Origin of the sequence: Pseudomonas morbosilactucae (genome assembly GCF_023241715.1) — a bacterium.
GTDB classification, from domain to species: Bacteria; Pseudomonadota; Gammaproteobacteria; order Pseudomonadales; family Pseudomonadaceae; genus Aquipseudomonas; species Aquipseudomonas morbosilactucae.
In genome coordinates this window covers 66,412-91,845 of record NZ_JALQCW010000065.1, presented here as the reverse complement: position 1 = coordinate 91,845, position 25,434 = coordinate 66,412, and the positions used below count along the sequence as shown (strand labels likewise).

Sequence of the window (25,434 nt, the reverse complement as noted above, 5' to 3'; positions counted from 1 at the left end):
ATTGGGTGGCGCTTATACGTGGTATTGCGCCGACAACTCGTGAACCGCCTCCAGGAAGGCCCCTGCATGCTCCGGTTTCACTTCCGGGGTAATGCCGTGGCCCAGGTTGAATACGTGGCCGCTGCCTTGGCCGTAGCTGGCGAGGATGCGTGCCACTTCGGTACGGATGGCTTGCGGGTTCGCGTAGAGCACGGTGGGGTCCATGTTGCCTTGCAGGGAGACTTTGCTACCGACGCGGCGACGGGCCTCTCCGAGGTCGCAGGTCCAGTCCAGGCCCAGGGCGTCGGCACCGGCATCGGCGATGCTTTCCAGCCACAGGCCGCCGCCTTTGGTGAACAGGATCACCGGCACTTTGCGCCCGTCGTGCTCGCGGATCAGGCCGTTGACGATCTTGCGCATGTAGGCCAGGGAGAACTCCTGGTAGGCCGCCGCCGAGAGGCTGCCGCCCCAGCTGTCGAAGATCTGCACCGCCTGCGCGCCGGCCATGATCTGGCCATTGAGGTAGCTGGTGACCGATTGCGCCAACTTGTCCAGCAGCAGGTGCATGGCTTGCGGGTTGTCGTAGAGCATGGCCTTGGATTTACGGAAATCCTTCGACGAGCCGCCTTCGACCATGTAGGTGGCCAGGGTCCAGGGGCTGCCGGCGAAACCGATCAGGGGCACACGACCATTGAGTTCGCGACGAATGGTGCTGACCGCGTCCATCACATAACCCAAGTCTTTGTGCGGATCGGGGATCGGCAGGGCTTCGATGTCGGCCAGGGTGCTGACCACTTTCTTGAAGCGCGGACCTTCGCCGGTTTCAAAGTACAGGCCTTGGCCCATGGCGTCGGGAATGGTCAGGATGTCGGAGAAGAGGATCGCCGCATCCAGCTGTGGATAGCGGTCCAGAGGCTGCAGAGTGACTTCACAGGCGAACTCCGGGTTCATGCACAGGCTCATGAAGTCACCGGCGTTGGCACGGCTGGCGCGGTACTCGGGCAGGTATCGCCCGGCCTGACGCATCATCCACACCGGGGTGACGTCTACGGGTTGCTTGAGCAGGGCACGAAGGAAACGGTCGTTCTTCAGGGCAGTCATGTCGGCATCCGGAAAAAAAGTGGGGGCATTTTCTCAGAGCGAGATGCAGAAGGACAGCCACAAGTGACTAGCTACAAGCTGCAAGTTCAAAGCGCGGTTGCTTCACTTGCAGCTTGTAGCTTGAAACTTGCCGCTGGGGTCTTTAGACCCCTAGATAATCCAGGATGCCTTCGGCGGCGTTGCGGCCTTCGAAGATCGCCGTCACCACCAGGTCGGAACCGCGCACCATGTCGCCACCGGCGAAGATTTTCGGGTTGCTGGTCTGGTGCTTGTACTGACCTTGTTCCGGGGCTACAACGCGGCCCTGGCTGTCGGTCTGGATTTCAAACTGCTCAAACCACGGCGCCGGGCTTGGGCGGAAGCCGAAGGCGATGACCACGGCGTCGGCCGGGATGATCTCTTCAGAACCGGGGATCGGCTCAGGGCTGCGACGGCCACGGGCGTCCGGCTCGCCGAGACGGGTCTCGACCACCTTCACGCCTTCGACGCGGTCTTCGCCAACAATGGCGATCGGCTGGCGGTTGTAGAGGAATTTCACGCCTTCTTCCTTGGCGTTCTTCACCTCTTTGCGCGAGCCGGGCATGTTCGCTTCGTCACGACGATAGGCGCAGGTCACCGACTTGGCGCCCTGACGGATCGAGGTGCGGTTGCAGTCCATCGCGGTATCGCCACCGCCCAGTACCACAACCTTCTTGCCCTTCATGTCGACGAAGTCTTCCGGCGACTTTTCAAAGCCCAGGTTGCGGTTGACGTTGGCGATCAGGAAGTCCAGCGCGTCGTAGACGCCCGGCAGGTCCTCACCGGCAAAGCCGCCCTTCATGTAGGTGTAGGTGCCCATGCCCATGAACACGGCATCGTATTCGGCGAGCAGTTGCTCCATGGTCACGTCTTTGCCGATTTCGGTGTTCAGGCGGAACTCGATGCCCATGCCGGTGAACACTTCACGACGGTTGCTCAGTACGGTTTTTTCCAGCTTGAACTCGGGGATGCCGAAGGTCAGCAGGCCGCCGATTTCCGGGTTCTTATCGAACACCACCGGAGTCACACCGCCACGCACCAGCACGTCGGCACAGCCCAGGCCGGCCGGGCCCGCGCCAATGATGGCCACGCGCTTGCCGGTCGGCTTGACCTTGGACATGTCCGGGCGCCAGCCCATGGCGAAGGCGGTGTCGGTGATGTACTTCTCCACCGAACCAATGGTCACCGCGCCGAAACCGTCGTTCAGGGTGCAGGCACCCTCGCACAGACGGTCCTGCGGGCAGACCCGGCCGCAGACTTCCGGCAGGGTGTTGGTCTGGTGCGACAGCTCGGCGGCGGCGAGGATGTTGCCCTCGGCCACCAACTTGAGCCAGTTGGGAATGAAGTTGTGCACTGGGCACTTCCATTCGCAATACGGGTTGCCGCAACCCAGGCAGCGGTGGGCCTGATCGGCCGAATGCTGGGGTTTGAAGGGTTCGTAGATTTCCACGAACTCTTTCTTGCGTTGACGCAACAGTTTCTTCTTCGGGTCTTTACGTCCGACCTCGATGAACTGGAAGTCGTTATTGAGACGTTCGGCCATGTTCAGGAACCTCTTTACGACAGCCTCAAGCGACAAGCTTCAAGCTGCAAGACAATCACATTAAGTCGGCACACCGCGCACGAGCGTCAAGCTTGTCGCTTGAGGCTCGTAGCCTGCAGCTGCGTTACTGCGGATTCGCACGAGTACTGGAGAGCAGGGACTTCAAGCTCGCCGCCTTGGGCTTGACGAGCCAGAAGCGCCGCAAGTAGTCGTCGAGGTTCTCGGCCAGGTTACGGCCCCACTCGCTGTTGGTTTCCTCGACATACTCGTCCAGCACGCGCTGCAGGTGGCTGCGATAGGCTTCCATCGCTTCGCCGCTGATCCGTTGGATTTCCACCAGTTCGTGGTTGACCCGGTCAACGAAGGTGTTGTCCTGGTCGAGCACGTAGGCGAAACCGCCGGTCATGCCTGAGCCGAAGTTGTAACCGGTCTTGCCCAGTACGGCGACGAAACCACCCGTCATGTACTCGCAGCAGTGATCGCCAGTGCCTTCCACCACGGTGTGGGCACCGGAGTTACGCACGGCGAAACGCTCACCTGCGGTGCCGGCGGCGAACAGCTTGCCGCCCGTGGCGCCGTAGAGGCAGGTGTTGCCGATAATGGCGCTGTCCTGAGTCTTGTAGACGCTGCCGGCAGGCGGAACGATCACCAGCTTGCCGCCGGTCATGCCCTTGCCCACGTAGTCGTTGGCGTCGCCTTCCAGGTACATGTTCAAGCCACCGGCGTTCCACACACCAAAGCTCTGACCGGCAGTGCCCTTGAAGCGGAACGTGATCGGCGCCTTGGCCATGCCTTGGTTGCCATGGCGCTTGGCGATTTCGCCGGAGATCCGCGCGCCGATGGAACGGTCGCAGTTGCAGATGTCCAGGGCAAAATCAGCGCCGCTCAGGTCGTTGATCGCCGGCAGGGCCATGCTGACCATTTTCTCGGCCAGCAAGCCTTTGTCGAACGGCGGGTTGCGGTCCACTTGGCAGAACTGAGGCTTGTCCGCCGGGATGTGGTCGCTGCCCAGCAACGGGGTCAGGTCCAGGTGGTTCTGCTTGGCGGTCTGGCCTTCGAGGATGTCCAACAGGTCGGTACGACCGATCAGCTCTTCGAGGGAGCGCACGCCCAGCTTGGCCAGCCACTCACGGGTTTCTTCGGCGACGTAGGTGAAGAAGTTCACCACCATGTCGACGGTGCCGATGTAGTGGTCCTTGCGCAGCTTCTCGTTCTGCGTCGCAACGCCAGTGGCGCAGTTGTTCAGGTGGCAGATGCGCAGGTATTTGCAGCCCAGGGCGATCATCGGCGCGGTACCGAAGCCGAAGCTTTCGGCGCCGAGGATGGCCGCCTTGATCACGTCGAGGCCGGTTTTCAGGCCGCCGTCGGTCTGTACCCGAACCTTGCCGCGCAGGTCGTTGCCGCGCAGGGTCTGGTGGGTTTCAGCCAGGCCCAGTTCCCACGGCGCGCCAGCGTACTTGATCGAAGTCAGCGGCGAAGCGCCGGTGCCGCCGTCGTAGCCGGAGATGGTGATCAGGTCGGCATAGGCCTTGGCCACACCGGCGGCGATGGTGCCCACGCCGGCTTCTGCTACCAGTTTCACCGAGACCAGCGCCTGCGGATTGACCTGTTTCAGGTCAAAAATCAGCTGCGACAAGTCTTCGATGGAGTAGATGTCGTGGTGCGGCGGAGGCGAGATCAGGGTCACGCCCGGTACCGCATAACGCAGCTTGGCGATCAGGCCGTTGACCTTGCCGCCAGGCAGCTGGCCACCTTCACCGGGCTTGGCGCCCTGGGCCACTTTGATCTGCAGCACTTCGGCGTTGACCAGGTATTCCGGGGTCACACCAAAACGGCCGGTGGCCACTTGTTTGATCTTCGAGCTCTTGATGGTGCCGTAGCGCGCCGGGTCTTCACCGCCTTCACCGGAGTTGGAACGCGCACCCAGGCGGTTCATGGCTTCGGCCAGGGCTTCGTGGGCTTCCGGCGACAGTGCGCCCAGGGAAATACCCGCGGAGTCGAAACGCTTGAGGATCGATTCCAGCGGTTCGATTTCGCTGATTGCCAGCGGCGTGTCCAGGGTTTTCACCTGGAACAGGTCACGGATCATCGACACCGGACGGTTGTCCACCAGCGCGGTGTATTCCTTGAACTTGGCGTAGTCGCCCTGCTGTACGGCGGCTTGCAGGGTGTTGACCACGTCCGGGTTGTAAGCGTGGTACTCGCCACCGTGGACGAACTTCAGCAGGCCGCCTTGCTGGATCGGCTTGCGCGCGCTCCAGGCTTCGGTGGCCAGGGCTTTCTGCTCGGCTTCGATGTCGACGAAACGCGCACCCTTGATGCGGCTCGGCACGCCACGGAAGCTCAACTCACAGACTTCCTCGGACAGGCCGATGGCCTCGAACAGCTGCGCACCGCGGTAGGACGCGATGGTGGAGATGCCCATCTTCGACAGGATCTTCAGCAGGCCCTTGGTGATGCCTTTACGGTAGTTCTTGAACACCTCATAGAGGTCGCCCAGCACTTCACCGGTACGGATCAGGTCGCCCAGCACTTCGTAGGCCAGGAACGGATAGACCGCCGAAGCACCAAAACCGATCAGCACGGCAAAGTGATGGGGATCGCGAGCGGTGGCGGTCTCGACCAGGATGTTGGAGTCGCAACGCAGGCCCTTCTCGGTCAGGCGGTGGTGTACCGCGCCGGTGGCCAGGGATGCGTGGATCGGCAACTTGCCCGGAGCGATATGACGGTCGCTGAGGACGATCTGGGTACGACCGGCACGGACGGCTTCTTCCGCCTGGTCGGCAACATTGCGGATCGCCGCTTCCAGGCCAAAGCTTTCGTCGTAGTTCAGTTCGATGACCTGACGCTCGAAGCCCGGGCGGTCGAGGTTCATCAGCGAACGCCACTTGGCCGGGGAGATCACTGGCGAACTGAGGATCACCCGCGAGGCGTGCTCAGGCGATTCCTGGAAGATGTTGCGCTCGGCACCGAGGCAGATTTCCAGGGACATGACGATGGCTTCGCGCAGCGGGTCGATCGGCGGGTTGGTGACCTGCGCGAACTGCTGACGGAAGTAGTCGTAGGGCGTGCGCACGCGCTGGGACAGCACGGCCATCGGCGTATCGTCGCCCATGGAACCCACGGCTTCGTAGCCTTGTTCGCCAAGCGGACGCAGCACCTGGTCACGCTCTTCGAAGGTGACCTGGTACATCTTCATGTACTGCTTGAGCTGGTCGACGTCGTAGAAGGCCGAACCGTGGTCGTTGTCTTCCATGGTCGCCTGGATGCGCAGGGCGTTCTTGCGCAGCCATTGCTTGTACGGATGACGAGACTTCAAGCGGTTGTCGATGGCGTCGGTGTCGAGGATCTGCCCGGTTTCGGTGTCCACGGCAAAGATCTGGCCCGGACCGACACGGCCCTTGGCGATGACGTCTTCAGGCTGGTAGTTCCAGACGCCGATTTCCGATGCCAGGGTGATGAAACCGTTCTTGGTGGTGACCCAACGCGCCGGGCGCAGGCCGTTACGGTCGAGCAGGCAGACGGCATAGCGGCCGTCGGTCATGACCACGCCAGCCGGGCCATCCCACGGCTCCATGTGCATCGAGTTGTACTCGTAGAACGCACGCAGATCCGGGTCCATGGTTTCGACGTTCTGCCACGCTGGCGGAATGATCATCCGCACGCCACGGAACAGGTCGATGCCACCGGTGACCATCAGTTCCAGCATGTTGTCCATGCTGGAGGAATCGGAACCCACGCGGTTGACCAGCGGGCCGAGTTCTTCCAGATCCATCAGATCGTTGGTGAACTTGGTGCGACGGGCCTGGGCCCAGTTGCGGTTGCCGGTGATGGTGTTGATCTCGCCGTTGTGGGCGAGGAAGCGGAATGGCTGGGCCAGCGGCCATTTCGGCAGGGTGTTGGTGGAGAAACGCTGGTGGAACACGCAGATCGCGGTTTGCAGGCGCGGGTCACCGAGGTCCGGATAGAAGGCGGCCAGGTCGGCCGGCATCATCAGGCCTTTATAGATGATGGTCTTGTGGGAAAAGCTGCAGATGTAGTGGTCGGTGTCGGCGGCGTTGGCCACAGAAGAGCGACGACGGGAGCTGAACAGCTTGATGGCGAAATCCTGATCGCTCAGGGCGTCACCACCGATGAACACTTGCTCGATCTGCGGCAGGCGCTCCAGGGCAAGACGCCCGAGCACGCTGGTGTCGATCGGCACTTTGCGCCAGCCCACCAGTTGCAGGCCGGCAGCCAGGATCTCGCGGTTCATGTTCTCGCGAGCGGCTTCGGCCTTCACCGGATCCTGGTTGAAGAACACCATGCCCACAGCGTATTGCTTGGGCAGGTCGTGGCCGAAGTGTTCCTTGGCAATGGCGCGCAGGAACAGATCGGGCTTTTGCATCAGCAGACCGCAACCGTCACCGGTCTTGCCGTCTGCGTTGATCCCACCGCGGTGGGTCATGCAGGTCAGGGCCTCAATGGCCGTTTGCAACAGGGTATGACTGGGTTCGCCCTGCATATGGGCTATCAGGCCGAAACCGCAGTTATCCTTGAATTCATCTGGTTGGTACAGACCTGCTTTCATAGACACTTTCTCACCAGGCTGCCCCTTATCGAGGCAAATTTCTTTTCAATTCAACCGGTTACCTTCCACGCCGAACGTACGCCAGCTTTGCGGGGGCAAAAGGGAGGTCATTGTACACACGGACACAAACACCCACAAATTTAGCGACGAAATGTCGTAAATTTATGTCGCATATATGAACGTTTTAAAGCGATACGCTGTGCTAGTCAAAAAAGTTTTGATTTTGACTGCTACGACTCAAAAACTACTGTGACGCAGACACCACAAGGCACGCGGCCTGGAGGGCAGCATGCCTTTGCGGAAATTTTGAGGTTGCCGGGAGGGGCGGCCCGGGTAAGGCCGCCGGATCTTCAGCGAGTTGTTGCCAGTTCTTGTTGAACGCTAGCGACAGTGCGAGGCCAAGGTTTACCAGCCTGAACCTTCGCTGGCAAGGATTTGATGGCATTTACCGCTGCATCGCGGTTGGAGAAGTTACCGTAAGTGATCACATACAGCGGCTTGCCGTTGAGGACTTTCTTGAAGTAACGGTACTCGCCGCCCTGCTCCTTGACGAAATTCTGGGCTGTGGTTTCCGAGCTGGTGCCGAGGATCTGCACCACGTAGTTACCCGGTGCCTGGCCGGCGTACCAGCTGCCACCGGCGGCCTTGGCCACGGTGACCGGTTTCTCGGCAGGAGCAGGCTTGGCGGCCGCAGCCGGTTTCTCAACAGGCTTGGCGACAGGCGCCGGCTTGGCAGTGGCGACCTGAGTCGGTGCCGGCGTTGGACGTGCAGCCGGAGTCGGTGCCGGACCTGCTGCCACGCCCGCGGGTGGCGCAGTGCTGGTCACAGTCGGCGGTACAGCGCTGGAGCCTTCCACCGGTACGCCGTCGTCACCCTCAGTGATGCCACCCGCTTCTTCCGCCAGCGGCCCACGCATCACCGGTTGCGACTGCCCTACCAGCGGCAGCGGCATCGGTTGCGAAGAGCCGGCGAACTCGACTGCAGGGTTGCCACCGCTGTTTGGCGTCGGCGTCTGCCCCAGGGGCAACTGCGCCTGCTCGGTGGCGGGAGTACCGCTGGTCGGTGCTTTGCTGCGGCCCGGCATCAACCAGGCGGCGGCCACCGCGACCACCACAACAGCGGAGATGGCCAATACGTGTTTCTTCGGCATGTTGAACCCCATACTTGGACGCTTGACCGCGGAGCGGCTGGCAATCATGGCTTCGATCATTGCATCCCGAGCGACCTGATTGATGGTTCCAGGCCAGCCATCGGAGCTTTCGTGAATATCACTGATCTGATCCGCGGAGAAAAGTTCGATACCCTGGCCGGCACCTTCAAGACGCTGGGCCAGGTATTCGCGGGTTTCTTCTTCGCTGTAGGGCTGTAATTCGATGACGTGGAAGCGCTCTTCCTCGGCACTCAACTGGTCCAGGACGGCGATCAGCGACGACTCACCGAACAGGAACACATGGGGGCGCCCTTCCGGTGCGCCCGCCGCCAACGCCAGCAAGGTCTCGAGGGCCGATTCATCCAACTGCTCGGCATCATCCACCAGCAGATAGACTTCCTGACCGGTCAGCGCCAACTGCACCACCTGGGCCAGAATCGCACCGATCTCAGCCTGGGCGACGTTCAACGCCTGGGCCACTTGACGCAGCACACCGGCGGCGTCACCGGCACCACGAGCGGACACTACCACGCTCTGTACCGACTGCTTATTGGTGCTGGCGACCAGCGCCTGGCGCAGCAGGGTCTTGCCACTGCCTTGCGGGCCAGTGACCACCAGCAACAACTGGCTGTAACGCGCCAGGTGATGCAATTGACCCAACACCGGCTTGCGTTGCGCAGGAAAGAATTTGAAACCCGGGACCCGTGGAGCGAAAGGGTCGTGGCTCAACTGGTAATGGCCGAGGAAAGCCTCGTCGGCGTGCAAACTAGTCATCGTGATCTTATTAACCTTTAAGCTGAGCCAGGGCGCGGTAGTCCGCTCCCAGCGTGGCCTGTAAAACCTCTTTCGGATAATCGTCGGTCACTACGGCTTCGCCCATGCGGCGCAACAGCACCAGACGCAAACGACCGTCGATCACTTTCTTGTCAATTGCCATGTGTTCGAGAAAATCTGCCTCAGTCATCTCCTCAGGCGGGATGACCGGCAGGCCCGCACGCTGGAACAGGCGAATACCGCGATCGCGCTCCTGGCTGGAGATCCAGCCTAGGCGCGCGGACATTTCCAGGGCCATGACGGTGCCGGCAGCCACCGCTTCACCATGCAGCCACACGCCATAACCCATGTGAGTTTCGATGGCGTGGCCAAAGGTGTGGCCCAGGTTCAAGGTGGCGCGCACCCCGGACTCACGCTCATCAGCCCCAACCACCGCCGCCTTGGCCGCGCAAGAGCGCTGGATGGCATAGGTCAGCGCAGGCTGGTCGAGTGCCCGCAAGCGGTCGACGTTTTCTTCCAGCCAAGTGAGAAACGGCTCATCACAGATCAGGCCGTACTTGATGACTTCCGCCAGGCCCGCGGAAAGCTCGCGTGCTGGCAAAGTATTGAGGCTGGCGGTATCGACCAGCACCACATTGGGCTGATAGAAGGCTCCGACCATGTTCTTGCCCAGGGGATGGTTGATCCCGGTCTTGCCGCCCACCGACGAGTCCACTTGGGACAACAGGGTGGTGGGGATCTGGATAAAGTCCACGCCGCGCTGATAGCAAGCAGCGGCAAAACCGGCCATGTCGCCGATCACACCGCCGCCCAGGGCGATGATGGTGGTACGACGGTCGTGCCGGGCAGTGAGCAGGCCATCGAAAATCAGTTGCAGGGTTTCCCAGTTCTTGAAGGCTTCGCCATCGGGCAACACCACCGAGATCACCGAGAATTGCCCAAGGCTGCGGGTCAGACGCTCAAGGTACAGCGGCGCGACGGTTTCATTGGAAATGATCGCCACTTGCCGCCCGGCGATATGTGGCACCAGCCACTCGGGCTGATCCAACAAACCTTCGCCAATATGAATCGGGTAGCTGCGCTCGCCGAGATCGACCTTAAGTGTCTGCATGTGTCCCCACAATGAAGATGGAAGCAGGCGCCCTGCCCCACATTAAACGACGGGCAGTGCCTGGTTTTCTGACGCTGCCTGATAGCCTTGCGCCACATCCCAGAGGGCTTGCGACGCGTCGGCGAGGATAGCGCATTTCGCCCGCGGCATTAACGGGGAGGAAGCTGCTGCAAGCGCTCCAGTATGTCCAGCACCACCATTCGCGGCGGCCGCTCATCGGTTTCCACCACCAGATCAGCGATTTCCCGATACAGCGGATCGCGAATGGCCAGCAGGTCACGCAGGGTCTTGGCCGGATCGGCGGTGCGCAACAGGGGACGATTGCGGTCCCGTGCCGTGCGCCCTACCTGCTGCTCGACGGAGGCATGCAGATAAACCACTCGACCGCCCTCGTGCAGGGCTCGTCGATTGGCATCACGCATCACTGCGCCGCCGCCCGTGGCCAGGACCACACCGTCGGATGCGCACAGCTCGGCGATCATCGCCTCTTCGCGATCACGAAAGCCGGGTTCGCCTTCCTTATCGAAGATCCACGGGATATTGGCGCCCGTGCGCAGTTCAATTTCCTTATCGGAATCTTTGAATGGCAGGCGCAGCTCTTTGGCCAGCAAGCGACCAATGGTGCTTTTGCCAGCCCCCATTGGCCCAACAAGAATCAAATTTCGCACAGAATCAACGACTCACAGCAATCGCCTGGTTGTTCATGATACGTGGAGTGAGAAATACCAGCAGCTCGGATTTTTTCTCCGACACCACGTCACGCCGGAAAAGGCGGCCAAGATACGGCACATCGCCAAGAAATGGCACTTTATCTACAACCTTACTTTGGGTATTTGAAAAAACCCCACCGATGACAATGGTCGAGCCATCGTTGACCAGGACCTTGGCATTGACCTCGTTCTTCTTGATAGGCGGCACCTCCTGGACCTTGTTCAGGTAATCCGGCTCATCCTTGGTCACCTTGACCTCCATGATCACCCGGTTGTCCGGGGTGATCTGCGGCGTGACCTCCAGGGACAGCGATGCCTCCCGGAAGGACACCGAGGTAGCCCCGCTGGAGCTGGCTTCCTGAAAGGGAATTTCGGTGCCTTTGAGAATTCTCGCGGTCTCCTTGTCGGCCGTGACCACCTTGGGCTGGGAGACGATCTCGCCATTGCCGCTTTTTTCCATGGCGCTCAGCTCCAGGTCCAGCAGGACATTGTCAGTGATATAGGCCACGCCGATACCCGAGGTACTGGCCGCAACCCCCAAGTCGACGAACGGGGCGTTAACCAGTCCGCTGCCCGGCGTGCCAATGCTCGAACCACCCGCACCGCCCTGGCTTCCGGACAAATTCCAGCCGCCCTTGCCTCGCCACGAACCACCCCAGCGCACCCCCAGGCTTTTGTCGAAGTCGACGTTGGCCTCGACAATCCGCGCCTCGATCATCACTTGGCGCACCGGGATGTCCAGCTGGGCAAGAATGCGGCGCAACTCATCGAGACGGTCCTGGGTCTGCAGGGCAATGATGTTGTTGGTCCGCTCATCGACGGCTATCGAACCCCGCTCATCGGGTGCTTCTCCTCCACGGGTCACGGACTGGAATAACTGGGCAATGTCTGAGGCGTTGGCGTAGTTGACCTGCAACAACTCGCGACGCAAGGGCGCCAGGTCTTCAAGCTGCCGGTGCAATTGCAGCTCCTGACGCTCGCGGGCGATGATCTCGTCCACGGGCGCCACCAGCAATACGTTGCCGACCATGCGCTGATCGAGCCCCTTGCTCTTGAGCACCAGATCCAGGGCCTGATCCCAAGGCACATCGCGTAAACGCAACGTAATGCCGCCTTGCACCGTGTCGCTGGCCACCAGGTTGAGCCCGGTGAAGTCAGCGATCAGTTGCAGCACCGCCCGCACCTCAATGCCTTGAAAGTTCAGCGACAGCTTGTCCCCGCTGTACGCCTTGTGCTCCATCGTGCGCGATGCCCCAGCCACCACACTCACCTCTGGCACTTGGGGAGTAGCAGTTGCACTCGGCGACACCAGCATTGCTGTCCATAGCGCTGCGCCAAGAGCGAAAAGAAACCTGTTCATAAAGAAGTCCCACTAAACGTGCTCTTTCAAGGAAATGACCCGTGATCGCTCCAGCCAGGCACCCGCTCCATCGGGAACCCTCTCGATCACCTCCACCTGAACTTCACTGATTGCGACGACCTGCCCGTGATTGCGTCCCAAGTAGTCACCGACCATCAACCGATGCACCCCACCCGCACCGCGCAGCAGGGCAAACACCCCCGCCGCATTGGCAAGGGTGCCGACCATTTCGAACTGCTCAATATCGAAACCCTCGAGATAGGCCTTGCGGCGCGCCGGGTCGGACCCAAAGCGGTTCACGCCCTGATGAGCCACGACGGACGCCCTGGACTGAAAGGGGCTACGCAGCCCACCAGCGGCATAAACAAAAGAGGGGGACGTGCGGATTGACGGTGCGGCCTCGATCTCACCCGGCGCCTGCATGCGCATCCGCTGTATCTCAGCATCAAGATCACTGAAGTCATTGGCACCACAACCAAGCAAACCAGCGCACAGCCATCCGGCAATCAAGACGCGAGCGAACTTCATGACGACTCGCCTCGATCGCTGTAACGGTAAGTCCTGGCCTGGATGCTCATGCGCAAGCGCGAGCCGTTACCGGGCTCCAGCGGCTCTATCTCGAAGTCATGCAAGGTGATGATCCGCGGCAGACTGGCCACGCCACTGACGAAGGCGGCCAGATCATGATAAGCACCGCTGAGGGTGATCCGGATCGGCAGCTCCAGGTAAAACGGCCGAGGCACCCCGGGCTGCACCTTGAAGGCCTCGAACACCAGACCATTGCCCAAGCCGACACGAGTGATGTCTTCCAGCACGCCCGGTATTTCGCTGTCACTGGGCAATTGCCCCACCAACACCGCGAAGTCAGTCGCCATGACCTGCAACTGCTCTTGGTAGCGCTCAAGGTTGGCGCCCTGCAGCGCCTTGGCGGCGAACTGCTGCTTGAGCGCCACCTCCTCGGCCCGACGCTGATCGAGCTGCACCAAAGGAACCGCCAGGAACACTCCGTAACCAACCGCTAACACCAGCAGCGCCAGCAACAGCCCGACAGCGGCCTTGCCCATGGCCGGCAGCGCGCCGATGTTTTCTCTGTCCAGGCTAACCACTCCCAACCATGCCCACACGCTCATGGCGTCGCCCCCGTGAAAGGCGCCAGGACTGGGTGCACCGTCAGTTGAAACCCATAGGCCGACTCAGACGGGGAAGCCTCTGCGGCTTGAACCTCCGACAGGCTGGGGGCCGCGAACCAGGCGGAGGCCTGCAGATTACGCAGCAACGCCGACACCCGATGATTGGACTCGGCCACACCACTGAGGGTCAGGGTTTGATCCACCAGGCTGACGCGCCTGAAATGCACCCCATCAGGCAGGGTGCGAACCAACTGATCGAAGATTCGGGGGCTGATCAGTCGGTTGTTCTTCAGCCCTTCGATCACCTGCATCCGCTCCAGCAACTGCTGACGCTGCGCCTTGACTTCATCGAGCCTGAGCAGCCGCTCATCGAGCCGGGCATGCTCCCGGGCCAGGTACTGGTTACGCGCCACTTGCCGCTCAATGGCGCTACCGATAAAACGCTCGGCAAGCAGGATGCTTCCGGCCGCCACCAACAGCAGCATGAGTAACGCCCCATAGAACTGCCGGCGGCGCTGCTCACGTCGTTCATCGCGCCAAGGCAGCAGGTTGATCAGAGCCATCACTCAAAGCCTCTCAAGGCCAGCCCACAGGCGATCAACAACCCCGAAGCATCACGCTGTAACGCCTCGGCATCGACCCGACCGCCCATCGACATCCCAACAAACGGGTTGGCAACTCTGGCCTGCACGCCCAACTGCACCTCAACCAGAGGCGCCAAGCCCTGGAGCACCGCACTGTCACCCGCCAGCAGCAGGCAATCCAGCGGATGCGACTCAAGGGACTCGGCAAACAACTGCAACGCACGCGAGGCTTGTTGCAACAGCTCAGCCTCGCAGGGTTGCAACACGGCCTGGGAACAATCACCCGGCAAGCTTGCGAGAAGCGGGCCCTGAGGCACTGCCTCCAGAGCGGACTGCGCCCGTTGAAACCCGCCAGTTACTTGCTCACGGCTATAGATGACGCGCCCATGGTGCAGCACGCTGAGGGTCGTGGTACTGGCGCCGATGTCCAGCAATCCCACCATCCGCAGCTCCGCTGCACCCGGCAGAGACTGGAGCAACAGATGACAGCTGCGCTCCAGCGCCAACGTCTCGATATCCACCAGACGAGCCGTCAGCCCAGCCAAACCCAACACCGCCTCACGGGCCTCGACATGCTCGATGCGGCAAGCCGCCAGCAGCACCTCGACCCGCTGAGGGTTGCCCGGAAAGGGGCCCTGGACCGCGAAGTCCAAGGCCACGTCTTCCAAGGGATAGGGAACGTATTGAGCCGCTTCGACCCTGACCTGGCTTTCCAGGGCGTCATCATCCAGGTCGGCGGGCATCTCAATCCGTTTGCTGATGACGGCAGACCCGGCCACCGCCGCTGCCGCGTTTCTCTGGGTGGAAGTACTTTTAAGCAGGGCCCGGGACAGGGCCGCACCTACGACCTCAAGCTCGACAATGCGCTGTTCGATTACCGCGCCGGACGGCAACGCCTCCACTGCGTAGGCCTCGACCCGAAAGCCCTGGCCGCTGCGGCTCAGTTCAAGCAGCTTGACCGAGGCGGAACCAATATCGACTCCCAGCAGGGAACTCGACTTTTTACCGATGAGTCCAAGCACCACTATTTCCCCATGTCTATCCGTGACTTACGGGTGACTCAATGCCCATTGCACCCAGCGTTGCGCCTTGAGACCCGGGCAACTGACGCCTTCGGCGGAAAAATGCTTATAATGCCCAGCGTTTTTTTCCGCTTTTACCTGCTGCGTGGGTCGATCCCTGATTACCGTGAATCCCCTGACGCCTAATTCATTCCCTGCCCTGGAAATCCAAAAGCCTTGATTCGTCTGCTGAAGTTTTTCGGATGGTCCATCGTCGCTGTGTTCTGCGGGCTGCTCCTCGCTCTGAGCGGCGCGTATCTCTATCTTAGTCCTGGCCTTCCTTCGGTAGAGGCCCTTAGAAGTATCCAGTTGCAGATTCCCCTGCGGGTCTACAGCAGCGACAACAAATTGATCGCAGAATTTGGCGAAATGCGGCGCAATCCCATACTTTTCGCGGACATTCCCCCCAACTTCATTAATGCGTTACTAAGTGCTGAAGACGATAACTTCGCCAACCATTACGGCGTCGATCCCAGCAGCCTGATGCGTGCCGCGACCCAATTGGTCAAGAGCGGGCACATTCAATCCGGCGGCAGCACCATCACCATGCAGGTTGCGAAGAACTTCTTCCTGACCAGCGAGCGCAGCTTTTCGCGCAAGGCCACCGAAATCCTCCTGGCGCTGCAGATTGAACGGCAGCTGACCAAGGACGAAATCCTCGAGCTCTACGTCAACAAGATCTACCTGGGTAACCGCGCCTACGGCATTGAGGCGGCGTCCCAGGTGTATTACGGCAAGTCGATTCGCGAGGCCAGCCTGGCCCAGATGGCAATGATTGCCGGCCTGCCCAAGGCCCCGTCGCGCTTCAACCCCCTGGCTAACCCTGCACGCAGCAAGGAGCGTCGCGACTGGATCCTCGGGCGCATGTACAAGCTCGGCAAGATCGACGAAGCGGCCTACACCACCGCAATCAATGAACCGCTCAACGCCAGCTATCACGTACCGACCCCGGAAGTGAACGCGCCGTACATCGCTGAAATGGCACGGGCAGAAATGGTCGGCCGTTATGGCAGCGATGCCTATACCGAAGGTTTCCGGGTCACCACCACGGTGCCGAGCGACCTCCAGGAAATGGCCAACACCGCCGTCCACGGCGGCTTGATGACCTATGACCAGCGCCACGGCTACCGCGGGCCGGAATCGCGCTTGCCGGGCAAGACCCAGGCCGCCTGGACCCAGGAGCTGACCAAGCAACGCAGCATCAGCGGCCTTGATCCGGCCATCGTCACCCAGGTGGACAAAAACGGCCTGCAGGTGCTGACCCGCACCGGCGAGGAACACGTGGCCTGGGACAGCATGAAATGGGCCCGGCCGTTCCTTAACACCAACAGCATGGGCGCCGCGCCACGACAGCCATCCGACGTCGCCCAGGTCGGCGATCTGATTCGCGTGCAACGCCAGGCAGACAACTCCCTGAAATTCAGCCAGATCCCACAGGCCCAGGGCGCATTGGTGTCCCTGGACCCACAGAACGGCGCCATCCGCGCCCTGGTCGGCGGCTTCGCCTTCGAGCAAAGCAACTACAACCGCGCCGTACAGGCCAAGCGCCAGCCCGGTTCCAGCTTCAAGCCGTTTATCTACAGCGCCGCCTTGGACAACGGCTACACACCAGCCAGCTTAGTGAACGATGCGCCAATCGTGTTCGTCGACGAATACCTGGACAAGGTCTGGCGTCCGAAGAACGACACCAACACCTTCCTCGGCCCAATCCGCATGCGGGAAGCGCTGTACAAGTCGCGCAACCTGGTGTCGATCCGCCTGCTGCAGAGCCTGGGGATCGATCGCACCATCGACTACATCAGCAAATTCGGTTTCAACAAGCAGGACCTGCCGCGCAACCTGTCCCTGGCACTGGGCACCGCAACGCTGACACCAATGGAAATTGCCACCGGCTGGAGCACCTTCGCCAACGGCGGCTACAAGATCACCCCGTACATCATCGACAAGATCGAAAGCCGTAACGGCGAGAACCTGTTCACCGCCAACCCGCCTAGCGTACCCGGCGGCACCAGCGCCAGCAGCGGCATTGCTGCGCCGAGCGAGCAGGGCTTCACGGTCAACAGTCTGCCAGGTGAAACCGCAGCACAGCCGGCAGTACAGGCGCCAGCCGTCGCCGAACGGATCATCGACGGTCGCACCACCTACATCCTCAACAGCATGCTTCAGGACGTGATCAAGCTGGGGACCGGGCGCCGCGCCCTGGCCCTGGGCCGCACGGACCTGGCCGGCAAGACCGGGACCACCAACGAATCCAAGGACGCCTGGTTCTCCGGCTATAACGCGGACTACATGACCACCGTATGGACCGGCTTCGACCAGCCGGAAAGCCTCGGTCGCCGTGAATTCGGCGGCACCGTGGCCCTGCCGATCTGGATGAACTACATGGGCGCCGCCCTCAAGGGCAAGCCACCCCACACCCAGGCCGAGCCGGAAGGCATCCTCAGCCTGCGCGTAGACCCGGTCAGCGGTCGAGCGGCAACGCCGGGCACGCCGAATGCGTACTTCGAACTGTTCAAGAGCGAAGACACGCCTCCGTCGGTCAATGAGCTGGGCAATGGCAGCGCACCAGGCAGCCCGCTGCCGGCCGATGAAGCAGCCCCGATCGATTTGTTTTAGGGGCGAGGAGCAGCGGTAAGCTTCAAGCGATAAGCGATAAGCGATAAGCGGTAAGCGGTAAAACGCCCTCACTTGCAGCTAGTAGCTTGCCACTTGAAACGCCCCCATAAAAAACCCGGCTCAAAGGCCGGGTTTTTTATGGGCTGCTATTAACCGTTAAACACGTCATCCACATCTTTCAGTGGGTAGTTCTTCGGATACGGCAGGGTAGCCACGCCAGTCTCGATGGCGGCTTTGGCCACGGCATCGGAGATCAGGGTGATCAGGCGCTTGTCCATTGGCTTCGGGATGATGTACTCACGACCGAATTCCAGCTTGATGCCACCGTAGGCGTCGCACACTTCCTGAGGCACTGGCAGTTTGGCCAGTTCACGCAGGGCGTTGGCCGCGGCGATCTTCATTTCTTCGTTGATGCGCTTGGCGCGAACGTCCAGGGCACCACGGAAGATGAACGGGAAGCCCAGTACGTTGTTGACCTGGTTCGGGTAGTCGGAACGACCGGTCGCCATGATCACGTCATCACGAGTGGCGTGAGCCAGCTCTGGCGAGATTTCCGGATCAGGGTTCGAGCACGCGAACACGATCGGGTTTGGCGCCATGGACTTCAGGCCTTCAGCGCTCAGCAGGTTCGGGCCGGACAAGCCGACGAATACGTCAGCGCCTTGCAGGGCGTCAGCCAGGGTGCGCTTGTCAGTCGCGTGAGCGAAGACGGCTTTGTACTGGTTCAGGTCGTCACGATCGGAGTGGATCACGCCGGTACGGTCAACCATGAAGATGTTTTCGATCTGGGCACCCATGCTCACCAGCAACTTCATGCAGGAGATGGCCGCTGCACCCGCACCCAGGCAAACGATCTTGGCGTCAGCCAGGGTCTTGCCGGCGATTTCCAGGGCGTTGATCATGCCGGCCGCGGTCACGATAGCGGTGCCGTGCTGGTCATCGTGGAACACTGGAATGTCGCACTGCTCAATCAGAGCGCGTTCGATCTCAAAGCACTCAGGTGCCTTGATGTCTTCCAGGTTGATGCCACCGAAGGTGATGGAGATACGCTTGACGGTGTCGATGAAGGCCTGCGGGCTTTCGGAGTCGACTTCGATGTCGAACACGTCGATGCCGGCGAAGCGCTTGAACAGCACGCCCTTGCCTTCCATGACGGGCTTGGAAGCCAATGGACCCAGGTTACCCAGGCCGAGAATCGCGGTGCCATCGGAAATGACTGCAACCAGGTTGCCTTTGCCGGTGTATTTGTAGGCCAGTTCAGGGTCGCGGGCGATTTCGCGGACTGGTTCGGCTACGCCGGGGCTGTAGGCCAGCGACAGATCGCGTGCGGTAGCAGTGGCCTTGGTGAGCTCGACACTCAGCTTTCCTGGACGAGGATGGGCATGATATTCGAGAGCGGCAGTTTTCAAATCAGACATGTGGGCATTCCGCTTTTTACTGTTGGACAGACGGACCGCCGAGGATACGCGTGTCGCAAAGTCCCTACAAGACTGACCAGTCACCCCTGTCAAGGGCCCTGGCGTAAGACTTTGGGCCAAGAGGCACGGAACACAAGGGCTCAACTGTTCACAATCCAGCAAAAAAATGTCTACAGTTTTTTGTTTATCGGATGATTCTGAGCATGGAAGACGCCGATATCGACAGGATCCAGCGTGACGCGGCCGATTTTCCACCCGCGCCGGGCAAACGCTCCCGCACCCAGCCCCGCACCTCGATTCTGCGCCCCTGGAGCCCCTTGAGCGTGGCAACGTCGAACTGCTTCAGCGCATTGGGTGCAATACGCACGACAAGTGAGCCCGACAACTCGAGCCAAACCCCGCCACGATTGCGCTGCACCTTGCGCACTCGACCACCTACCAGCGCAAAGCCCGACGCCTTGATGTGCTGCGCTGCCAGCACCGGCGAACGACGCCAGAGCCCCCGCGCGGCAGCTCGTGCGCGATGTTCAGCCTGTTGCTGGCAAGCCATCAGCTCGACGTTCGGTGCTATGGCAATCTGAAACGCCAGGCCTTCAGCCAGCAATTGCGCGGCGAAATTATTGCCGCCCGGCCCATAGACGTGGGCCAGGGTTCGCCCATAACGGTCCTGGCGCTCACGCCCCAACTGCAACCCCACACGCCCGCCACTGGCCTTGACCAGGGCCTGCAAGCGTTGGCGGGCAGCGACGGCAAAGGGCTCGGCCGGCACACCTCGCCTGCCCAGCTCAGACGCATTCAGGCCGATCAAACGAACACTGCGGCCATCCTTGAGGCGCAAGGTGTCGCCATCCACCACCCGCTGCACCTGCACCGGACTCAGCGGTCCCGGCTTCGGGCAAAACGCCTCGGCCCTTGTAAGGCAAATCGCAGACACAAAAAAGGCGCCCACCAGGGACGCCTTTTTGATCAGCGAGGAAAGTCTGTATCGGCTTTCCAGAACGATCAGCCTTAGGCCTTTTTCGTTGCGCCGAAAGCACCGAAGCGCGACTTGAACTTGTCGACACGGCCGCCAACGTCCAGGGTCTTTTGCTTACCGGTGTAGAACGGGTGGCACTCGTTGCACACGTCCAGGCTCAGAGGCTTGGCCAGGGTGGAGCGAGTTTCGATGACGTTACCGCAGCTGCAAGTAGCGGTAATGGCTTCGTATACTGGATGGATATCGGCTTTCATGGTGTCTTCCTCAGGCTAGCGTGCCGCCACCCAACACTATTGTTGAATACCGCACGAATTAGGGCGCGAATTCTACCAGACCGTGTCAATCACGCAAGCTGTCCCTTACACCGACCGTCTGCTAGGCTCCGGGCCTTCTTTACCGCCTGTTCATTGAGATTTCCCCGCGTGCCCGACGCCATTCTGCGCCTCGCCCTGCCCTCGCCTCTGCGTCGCCTGTTCGACTACCGCGCTCCAGTTGGGGTCTTGCGCGCCCAGTTGCACCCAGGGATGCGCCTGCGCGTGCCTTTCGGCCGCCGCGAGATGATCGGCATTCTGGTGGAGGTTGCCGACCACAGCGAAGTCCCGGCGGAAAAGCTCAAGCCGGCCCTGGCCCTGCTAGATGCCACGCCGCCCCTGCCGCCCGCGCTGTTCAAGCTGTGCCTGTGGACGTCCCAGTATTACCAGCACAGCCTCGGCGACACCCTGAGCTGGGCATTGCCCGTGCTGCTGCGCCAGGGCGAGTTGGCCGAAGCCCGTCAGGAACGCTTCTGGTCGGTGACGCCGGGCGCCAAGCTCGACGACCCGCGTATCGCCCGCGCGCCTCGGCAACGGGAAGCCCTGGCGACCCTGGCCCAGCACCCCCACGGCGTGGCTCACCAGTTGCTGAGTAAGCTGATGCTGAGCAAAGACAGCCTCGACCTGCTGCTGGCCAAAGACCTGGTGCAAGTGGAAATTCGCCGCCACGCCCCAAGCGGGCGCCACGAGCATTGGCTGGCGCAACCGGAACTGCCCCTCAACAGCGAACAACGCGCAGCGTACGAGGCCATCCGCTCGGGCTTCGACAGCTACCACGCCTTCCTCCTGGCCGGGGTCACCGGCAGCGGCAAGACCGAGGTGTATCTGCAACTGATCCGCGAAACCCTCGAAGCCGGCAAGCAGGCCCTGGTGCTGATCCCCGAGATCAACCTCGGCCCGCAAACCCTGGCCCGCTTCGAGCAGCGCTTCAACGCACGCATCGCCCTGGTGCATTCGGCGGTCAATGATCGGGAGCGTCTCGACGCCTGGTTGGCAGCCCGGGACGGCGAGGCCGATATCATTATCGGCACCCGCTCGGCGCTGTTCACGCCGATGAAGAATCCCGGGCTGATCATCATCGATGAAGAACACGACGGCTCTTATAAACAGCAGGAAGGCCTGCGCTACCACGCACGCGACCTGGCTCTGGTGCGGGCGCGCCAGGAGAACATCCCCATCGTCCTCGGCTCGGCCACGCCGTCCCTGGAAAGCCTGCACAACGCTTACACCGGCCGTTACGGCCTGCTGCGCCTGAACGAACGGGCCGGCGGCGCCAAGCAGCCGCGATTCCTGCGCCTGGACGTCAAAAGCCGGCCCCTGGACAGCGGCATCTCCGGCCCGATGCAGCAAGCCATCGGTCAGACCCTGGCCGCCGGGCAACAGGTCCTGGTGTTTCTCAACCGCCGCGGCTTTGCCCCGACCCTGTTGTGCCATGACTGTGGCTGGATGTCCGAGTGCAACCGCTGCGACGCCCGCATGACCGTGCATCAGCGCTCCGGCGAACTGCGTTGCCACCACTGCGGCCACGTGGAGCGCGTGCCTCGGCACTGCCCGCAATGCGGCAAGGTCGACCTGCGCCCCGTGGGGGCCGGCACCGAACGCGCCGAAGAGCGCCTGGGCATCCTGTTTCCCGACTACCCGGTACTGCGGGTCGACCGCGACAGCACATCGCGCAAGGACGCGATGAACCAGCTGTTCGCTACCATCCAGAAAGGCCAGCCGTGCATCCTGGTCGGCACCCAGATGCTCGCCAAAGGTCATCACTTCCCCCGGGTCACCCTGGTGTCGATCCTGGATGCCGACGGTGGCCTGTTCTCCGGCGACTTCCGCGCCAGCGAGCGCATGGCCCAACTGATCGTCCAGGTGGCCGGCCGCGCCGGGCGCGCGGAAGAGCCGGGCAAAGTGATCATCCAGACCCACCTGGCCGACCACCCACTGCTGGTACAACTCACCGAACAGGGTTATTTCGCCTTTGCCGAGCAAGCCCTGAGCGAGCGACGCGCCGCTGGCCTGCCGCCCTTTGCCCATTTGGCACTGCTGCGGGCCGAAGCCCACAAGCCGGGCCAGGCCGAGGCCTTTCTCGATGAAGCTTGCAGTGAAGCCGAGCGGTTATTGACCGAGCAAAACCTGGGCGGCATCGAATTGCTGGGGCCGGTACCCGCGCCGATGGAGCGTCGCGCCGGGCGCTATCGCGCTCAATTGTTGCTGCAAGCCAATGCCCGGGCGCCCCTGCACAGGCTGCTGAGCAACTGGCTGTTGGTGCTGGAACAGATGCCCAGCGGGCGCCAGGTGCGCTGGTCGCTGGATGTGGACCCAGTGGATTTGTATTGATTGCCTGGGTGCTTCCCGGGCCAGCCCACGAAGATGATCGAATAGCCACCGCATATCCATAAGCGGCCCGCCAAGGTTGGCAAGCCCGTTCCGGCAACGGATAATGCCCAGTTTTTCCACCTGCGCATCGAAGCGCCGCCGCGCCTGCGGTCGAAAGAGAAGACCATGAAAGACACCATTCGCCAGCTCATCCAGCAAGCCATCACCCAACTCGTCGCCGAAGGTGTGTTGCCAGAAGGCCTGACGCCGGCGATCCAGGTAGAAAACACCCGCGACAAGACCCACGGCGACTTCGCCAGCAACATCGCCATGATGCTGGCCAAGCCTGCCGGCATGAAACCACGGGACCTGGCCGAAAAAATCATCGCCGCCCTGCCCGCTGACGACAACGTGACCAAGGCAGAAATCGCCGGCCCGGGTTTTATCAATTTCTTCCAGAACACCCAGGCCCTGGCCAGCCGCCTGGACGCCGCCCTGGCCGACGCCCATATCGGCGTGCGCAAGTCCGGCCCGGCCCAACGCACCGTGGTCGACCTGTCGGCCCCCAACCTGGCCAAGGAAATGCACGTTGGCCACCTGCGCTCGACCATCATCGGTGACGGCGTGGCGCGGGTCCTGGAGTTTCTCGGCGACACCGTGATCCGCCAGAACCACGTGGGCGACTGGGGCACGCAGTTCGGCATGCTGATGGCCTACCTGCAGGAAAACCCCATCACCAGCGAAGAACTCTCGGACCTGGAGAACTTTTACCGTGCCGCCAAGCAACGCTTCGACGAATCCGAAGAGTTCGCCGATCGCGCCCGCGGCCTGGTGGTCAAGCTGCAAGCCGGCGACCCGGATTGCCTGGCGCTGTGGACCAAGTTCAAGGACATCTCGCTGTCCCACTGCCAGAAAATCTACGAGCTGCTGAACGTCAAGCTGACCATGGCCGACGTGATGGGCGAAAGCGCCTACAACGACGACCTGATCAATGTGGTCAACGACCTCAAGGCCAAGGGCATGCTGGTGGAAAGCAACGGCGCCCAATGCGTATTCCTCGACGAGTTCAAGAACGCTGAAGGCGAGCCGCTGCCGGTGATCATCGTCAAGGCGGACGGTGGCTATCTGTACGCCACCACCGACCTCGCTGCCGTGCGCTACCGCAGCAACGTGCTCAAGGCCGATCGCGCCCTGTACTTCGTCGACCAGCGCCAGGCCCTGCACTTCCAGCAAGTGTTCGCCGTGGCTCGCCAGGCCGGCTTCGTGACCCATCCGATGGAAATGGAGCACATGGGTTTCGGCACCATGAATGGCGCCGACGGCCGTCCGTTCAAGACCCGCGACGGCGGCACCGTGAAGCTGATCGACCTGCTGACCGAAGCCCGCGAACGCGCCTATACCCTGGTCAAGGACAAGAACCCGGACGTGGCCGAAACCGAACTGCGCGCCATCGCCCACGCGGTAGGGATCGGCGCGGTCAAGTACGCCGACCTGTCCAAGCACCGCACCAGCGACTACAGCTTCAACTTCGACCTGATGCTGAACTTCGACGGCAACACTGCGCCGTACCTGCTCTACGCCTACACCCGGGTGGCCAGTGTGTTCCGCAAACTGGGCAAGGACTTCAGCGAAGTCGAAGGGCAGATCGTGCTCGAAGCGGCCCACGAACAGGAACTGGCCACCAAGCTGGCGCAGTTCGGCGAAGTGCTCAACAGCGTGGCCGACAAGGGCACACCGCACATCCTCTGCACCTACCTGTACGACGTGGCCGGGCTGTTCTCCAGCTTCTACGAAAACTGCCCGATCATCAGTGCCGACACTCCGGCCCAGATGCAGAGCCGCTTGCGCCTGGCGGCCCTGACCGGTCGCACCCTCAAGCAAGGCCTGGAACTCTTGGGCCTGGAAACTCTGGAGCGCATGTAAGTTGGCTGCCAAGAAAAAACCTGCACCCAAGCGTGGCGCCAGCCGGTACCAAGCCCCAGCCAAACAACCGATTCCGGGTTGGCTGTGGCTCGCCATCGGCCTGACCGTCGGCGCCTTTATCGTGTTCCTGATGAAGCTGGAGCCGGGCAAAGGCAGCGACAGCGTCAAGCGCGAGAAGATCGAGCAGCAGAAAGCCAGCAAGATCGCCGAGGCCAACAAGACCCCGCCAAGCCCGCAGCAACCAGTGAAGCCCAAGTACGACTTCTACACCTTGCTGCCGGAATCGGAGGTCATCGTGCCGCCAGAAGCCGTGCCGGAAAAAACCCTGCCGACGCCCCAGGTGCCTGACGTTCCCACCACGCCCGTGACCCCAGCCGAAGCGGCGAAGATCGACACAGCCCGGGCCCAGGCAGCCCTGGCTGGCATCACGCCGCCGCCAGCGCCCCCCGTGGCCAAGGCGGCACCGGTGACCAAGTTCTTCCTCCAGGCCGGCTCGTTCCGCAAGGAAGCCGATGCCGACAAGGTAAGAGCGCAGATCATTCTGCTGGGGCAATCGGTGTCGGTGGAATCCGGCACGGTGAAAGACGAAACCTGGTACAGGGTATTGGTCGGTCCGTTCAGCAACCGCGAACAGCTGACCGTGGCCCAGAAGCAACTATCAGGCGCCGGCTTCAGCAATCTGTTGTTACAACAGCGTCAAAGCCGCTGAGCCCAACGCCGCGCGGTTGATCGCGTGCCAGCCGCTCCTACACAACGCCTTGTAGGAGCGGCTGGCCCGCGACGCCCTT

General features: G+C 61.7%; 17 protein-coding genes and 1 pseudogene. 4 read left to right on the top strand and 14 right to left on the bottom strand.

Annotation, left to right across the window (positions count from 1 at the left end):
* Nucleotides 1-12 precede the first annotated feature (12 nt).
* From hemE to pilM, 11 genes and pseudogenes are all read right to left on the bottom strand, one after another.
* Nucleotides 13-1,080 carry a uroporphyrinogen decarboxylase gene (hemE, locus tag M1B34_RS22930; RefSeq protein WP_123329366.1) on the bottom strand — a complete coding sequence of 356 codons (1,068 nt, stop codon included), beginning with the start codon at nucleotides 1,078-1,080 and terminating at the stop codon, nucleotides 13-15.
* A 142-nt stretch (nucleotides 1,081-1,222) separates the two neighbouring features.
* Entirely contained in the window at nucleotides 1,223-2,641 is a 1,419-nt protein-coding gene (locus tag M1B34_RS22925; RefSeq protein ID WP_123329364.1) for an FAD-dependent oxidoreductase, read from the bottom strand.
* A 124-nt stretch (nucleotides 2,642-2,765) separates the two neighbouring features.
* Nucleotides 2,766-7,211, bottom strand: coding sequence for a glutamate synthase large subunit (gene gltB / locus M1B34_RS22920; protein WP_268266293.1), 4,446 nt, complete (start codon nucleotides 7,209-7,211; stop codon nucleotides 2,766-2,768).
* Nucleotides 7,212-7,561: 350 nt separating this feature from the next.
* A complete protein-coding gene (locus M1B34_RS22915; protein WP_123329360.1) occupies nucleotides 7,562-9,136 on the bottom strand; it encodes an SPOR domain-containing protein in 1,575 nt (524 codons plus the stop codon).
* Between the two features lie 10 nt (nucleotides 9,137-9,146).
* Nucleotides 9,147-10,247, bottom strand: coding sequence for a 3-dehydroquinate synthase (gene aroB / locus M1B34_RS22910; RefSeq protein WP_268266292.1), 1,101 nt, complete (start codon nucleotides 10,245-10,247; stop codon nucleotides 9,147-9,149).
* A 149-nt stretch (nucleotides 10,248-10,396) separates the two neighbouring features.
* Nucleotides 10,397-10,915, bottom strand: coding sequence for a shikimate kinase AroK (gene aroK / locus M1B34_RS22905; protein WP_123329356.1), 519 nt, complete (start codon nucleotides 10,913-10,915; stop codon nucleotides 10,397-10,399).
* Nucleotides 10,916-10,919: 4 nt separating this feature from the next.
* Nucleotides 10,920-12,188: pseudogene (locus M1B34_RS22900) on the bottom strand (type IV pilus secretin PilQ); the annotation flags it as partial.
* Between the two features lie 141 nt (nucleotides 12,189-12,329).
* Entirely contained in the window at nucleotides 12,330-12,845 is a 516-nt protein-coding gene (locus M1B34_RS22895; protein ID WP_123329351.1) for a pilus assembly protein PilP, read from the bottom strand.
* The gene (locus M1B34_RS22890) at nucleotides 12,842-13,447 is read right to left on the bottom strand and encodes a type IV pilus inner membrane component PilO (RefSeq protein WP_268266291.1); all 606 of its coding nucleotides are present in this window, start codon (nucleotides 13,445-13,447) and stop codon (nucleotides 12,842-12,844) included. Before M1B34_RS22890 ends, M1B34_RS22895 begins: the two co-directional genes overlap by 4 nt.
* On the bottom strand, nucleotides 13,444-14,010 hold the full coding sequence (locus M1B34_RS22885; protein ID WP_268266290.1) for a PilN domain-containing protein: 567 nt from the start codon (nucleotides 14,008-14,010) through the stop codon (nucleotides 13,444-13,446). Before M1B34_RS22885 ends, M1B34_RS22890 begins: the two co-directional genes overlap by 4 nt.
* On the bottom strand, nucleotides 14,010-15,053 hold the full coding sequence (gene pilM, locus M1B34_RS22880) for a type IV pilus assembly protein PilM (RefSeq protein WP_268266289.1): 1,044 nt from the start codon (nucleotides 15,051-15,053) through the stop codon (nucleotides 14,010-14,012). The genes M1B34_RS22885 and pilM overlap by 1 nt, the downstream gene beginning before the upstream one ends.
* A gap of 219 nt (nucleotides 15,054-15,272) precedes the next feature.
* Here pilM and M1B34_RS22875 point away from each other — a divergent pair, with 219 nt between their 5' ends.
* Complete coding sequence (locus M1B34_RS22875) at nucleotides 15,273-17,708, top strand: penicillin-binding protein 1A (RefSeq protein ID WP_425273536.1); 2,436 nt, start codon at nucleotides 15,273-15,275, stop codon at nucleotides 17,706-17,708.
* A gap of 149 nt (nucleotides 17,709-17,857) precedes the next feature.
* Here the strand turns inward: M1B34_RS22875 and M1B34_RS22870 are convergent, their stop codons facing one another.
* The 3 genes from M1B34_RS22870 to rpmE form a co-directional block, all read right to left on the bottom strand.
* Nucleotides 17,858-19,126: a malic enzyme-like NAD(P)-binding protein gene (locus M1B34_RS22870; RefSeq protein WP_123329343.1), complete on the bottom strand. Its 1,269-nt coding sequence runs from the start codon at nucleotides 19,124-19,126 to the stop codon at nucleotides 17,858-17,860.
* Between the two features lie 184 nt (nucleotides 19,127-19,310).
* Nucleotides 19,311-20,093, bottom strand: coding sequence for a thermonuclease family protein (locus M1B34_RS22865; protein ID WP_268266341.1), 783 nt, complete (start codon nucleotides 20,091-20,093; stop codon nucleotides 19,311-19,313).
* A 41-nt stretch (nucleotides 20,094-20,134) separates the two neighbouring features.
* Nucleotides 20,135-20,356: a 50S ribosomal protein L31 gene (gene rpmE, locus M1B34_RS22860; RefSeq protein ID WP_011058815.1), complete on the bottom strand. Its 222-nt coding sequence runs from the start codon at nucleotides 20,354-20,356 to the stop codon at nucleotides 20,135-20,137.
* 168 nt (nucleotides 20,357-20,524) lie between these two features.
* Between rpmE and M1B34_RS22855 the strand changes: the two genes are divergently transcribed.
* The 3 genes from M1B34_RS22855 to M1B34_RS22845 all read left to right on the top strand — a co-directional run bounded on the left by M1B34_RS22855 (nucleotide 20,525) and on the right by M1B34_RS22845 (nucleotide 25,355).
* Nucleotides 20,525-22,744 carry a primosomal protein N' gene (locus M1B34_RS22855; protein ID WP_268266288.1) on the top strand — a complete coding sequence of 740 codons (2,220 nt, stop codon included), beginning with the start codon at nucleotides 20,525-20,527 and terminating at the stop codon, nucleotides 22,742-22,744.
* A gap of 165 nt (nucleotides 22,745-22,909) precedes the next feature.
* Nucleotides 22,910-24,646 carry an arginine--tRNA ligase gene (gene argS / locus M1B34_RS22850; RefSeq protein ID WP_268262944.1) on the top strand — a complete coding sequence of 579 codons (1,737 nt, stop codon included), beginning with the start codon at nucleotides 22,910-22,912 and terminating at the stop codon, nucleotides 24,644-24,646.
* 1 nt (nucleotide 24,647) lies between these two features.
* A complete protein-coding gene (locus M1B34_RS22845; RefSeq protein WP_268262943.1) occupies nucleotides 24,648-25,355 on the top strand; it encodes an SPOR domain-containing protein in 708 nt (235 codons plus the stop codon).
* The last annotated feature ends 79 nt before the right edge of the window (nucleotides 25,356-25,434 follow it).

Coding starts and splice junctions, on each gene's coding strand:
- M1B34_RS22915 (WP_123329360.1), bottom strand. CDS start 9,136: ATGACTAGTTTGCACGCCGACGAGGCTTTCCTCGGCCATTACCAGTTG.
- rpmE (WP_011058815.1), bottom strand. CDS start 20,356: ATGAAAGCCGATATCCATCCAGTATACGAAGCCATTACCGCTACTTGC.
- M1B34_RS22870 (WP_123329343.1), bottom strand. CDS start 19,126: ATGTCTGATTTGAAAACTGCCGCTCTCGAATATCATGCCCATCCTCGT.
- hemE (WP_123329366.1), bottom strand. CDS start 1,080: ATGACTGCCCTGAAGAACGACCGTTTCCTTCGTGCCCTGCTCAAGCAA.
- argS (WP_268262944.1), top strand. CDS start 22,910: ATGAAAGACACCATTCGCCAGCTCATCCAGCAAGCCATCACCCAACTC.
- M1B34_RS22885 (WP_268266290.1), bottom strand. CDS start 14,010: ATGGCTCTGATCAACCTGCTGCCTTGGCGCGATGAACGACGTGAGCAG.
- aroB (WP_268266292.1), bottom strand. CDS start 10,247: ATGCAGACACTTAAGGTCGATCTCGGCGAGCGCAGCTACCCGATTCAT.
- gltB (WP_268266293.1), bottom strand. CDS start 7,211: ATGAAAGCAGGTCTGTACCAACCAGATGAATTCAAGGATAACTGCGGT.
- M1B34_RS22925 (WP_123329364.1), bottom strand. CDS start 2,641: ATGGCCGAACGTCTCAATAACGACTTCCAGTTCATCGAGGTCGGACGT.
- M1B34_RS22890 (WP_268266291.1), bottom strand. CDS start 13,447: ATGAGCGTGTGGGCATGGTTGGGAGTGGTTAGCCTGGACAGAGAAAAC.
- M1B34_RS22895 (WP_123329351.1), bottom strand. CDS start 12,845: ATGAAGTTCGCTCGCGTCTTGATTGCCGGATGGCTGTGCGCTGGTTTG.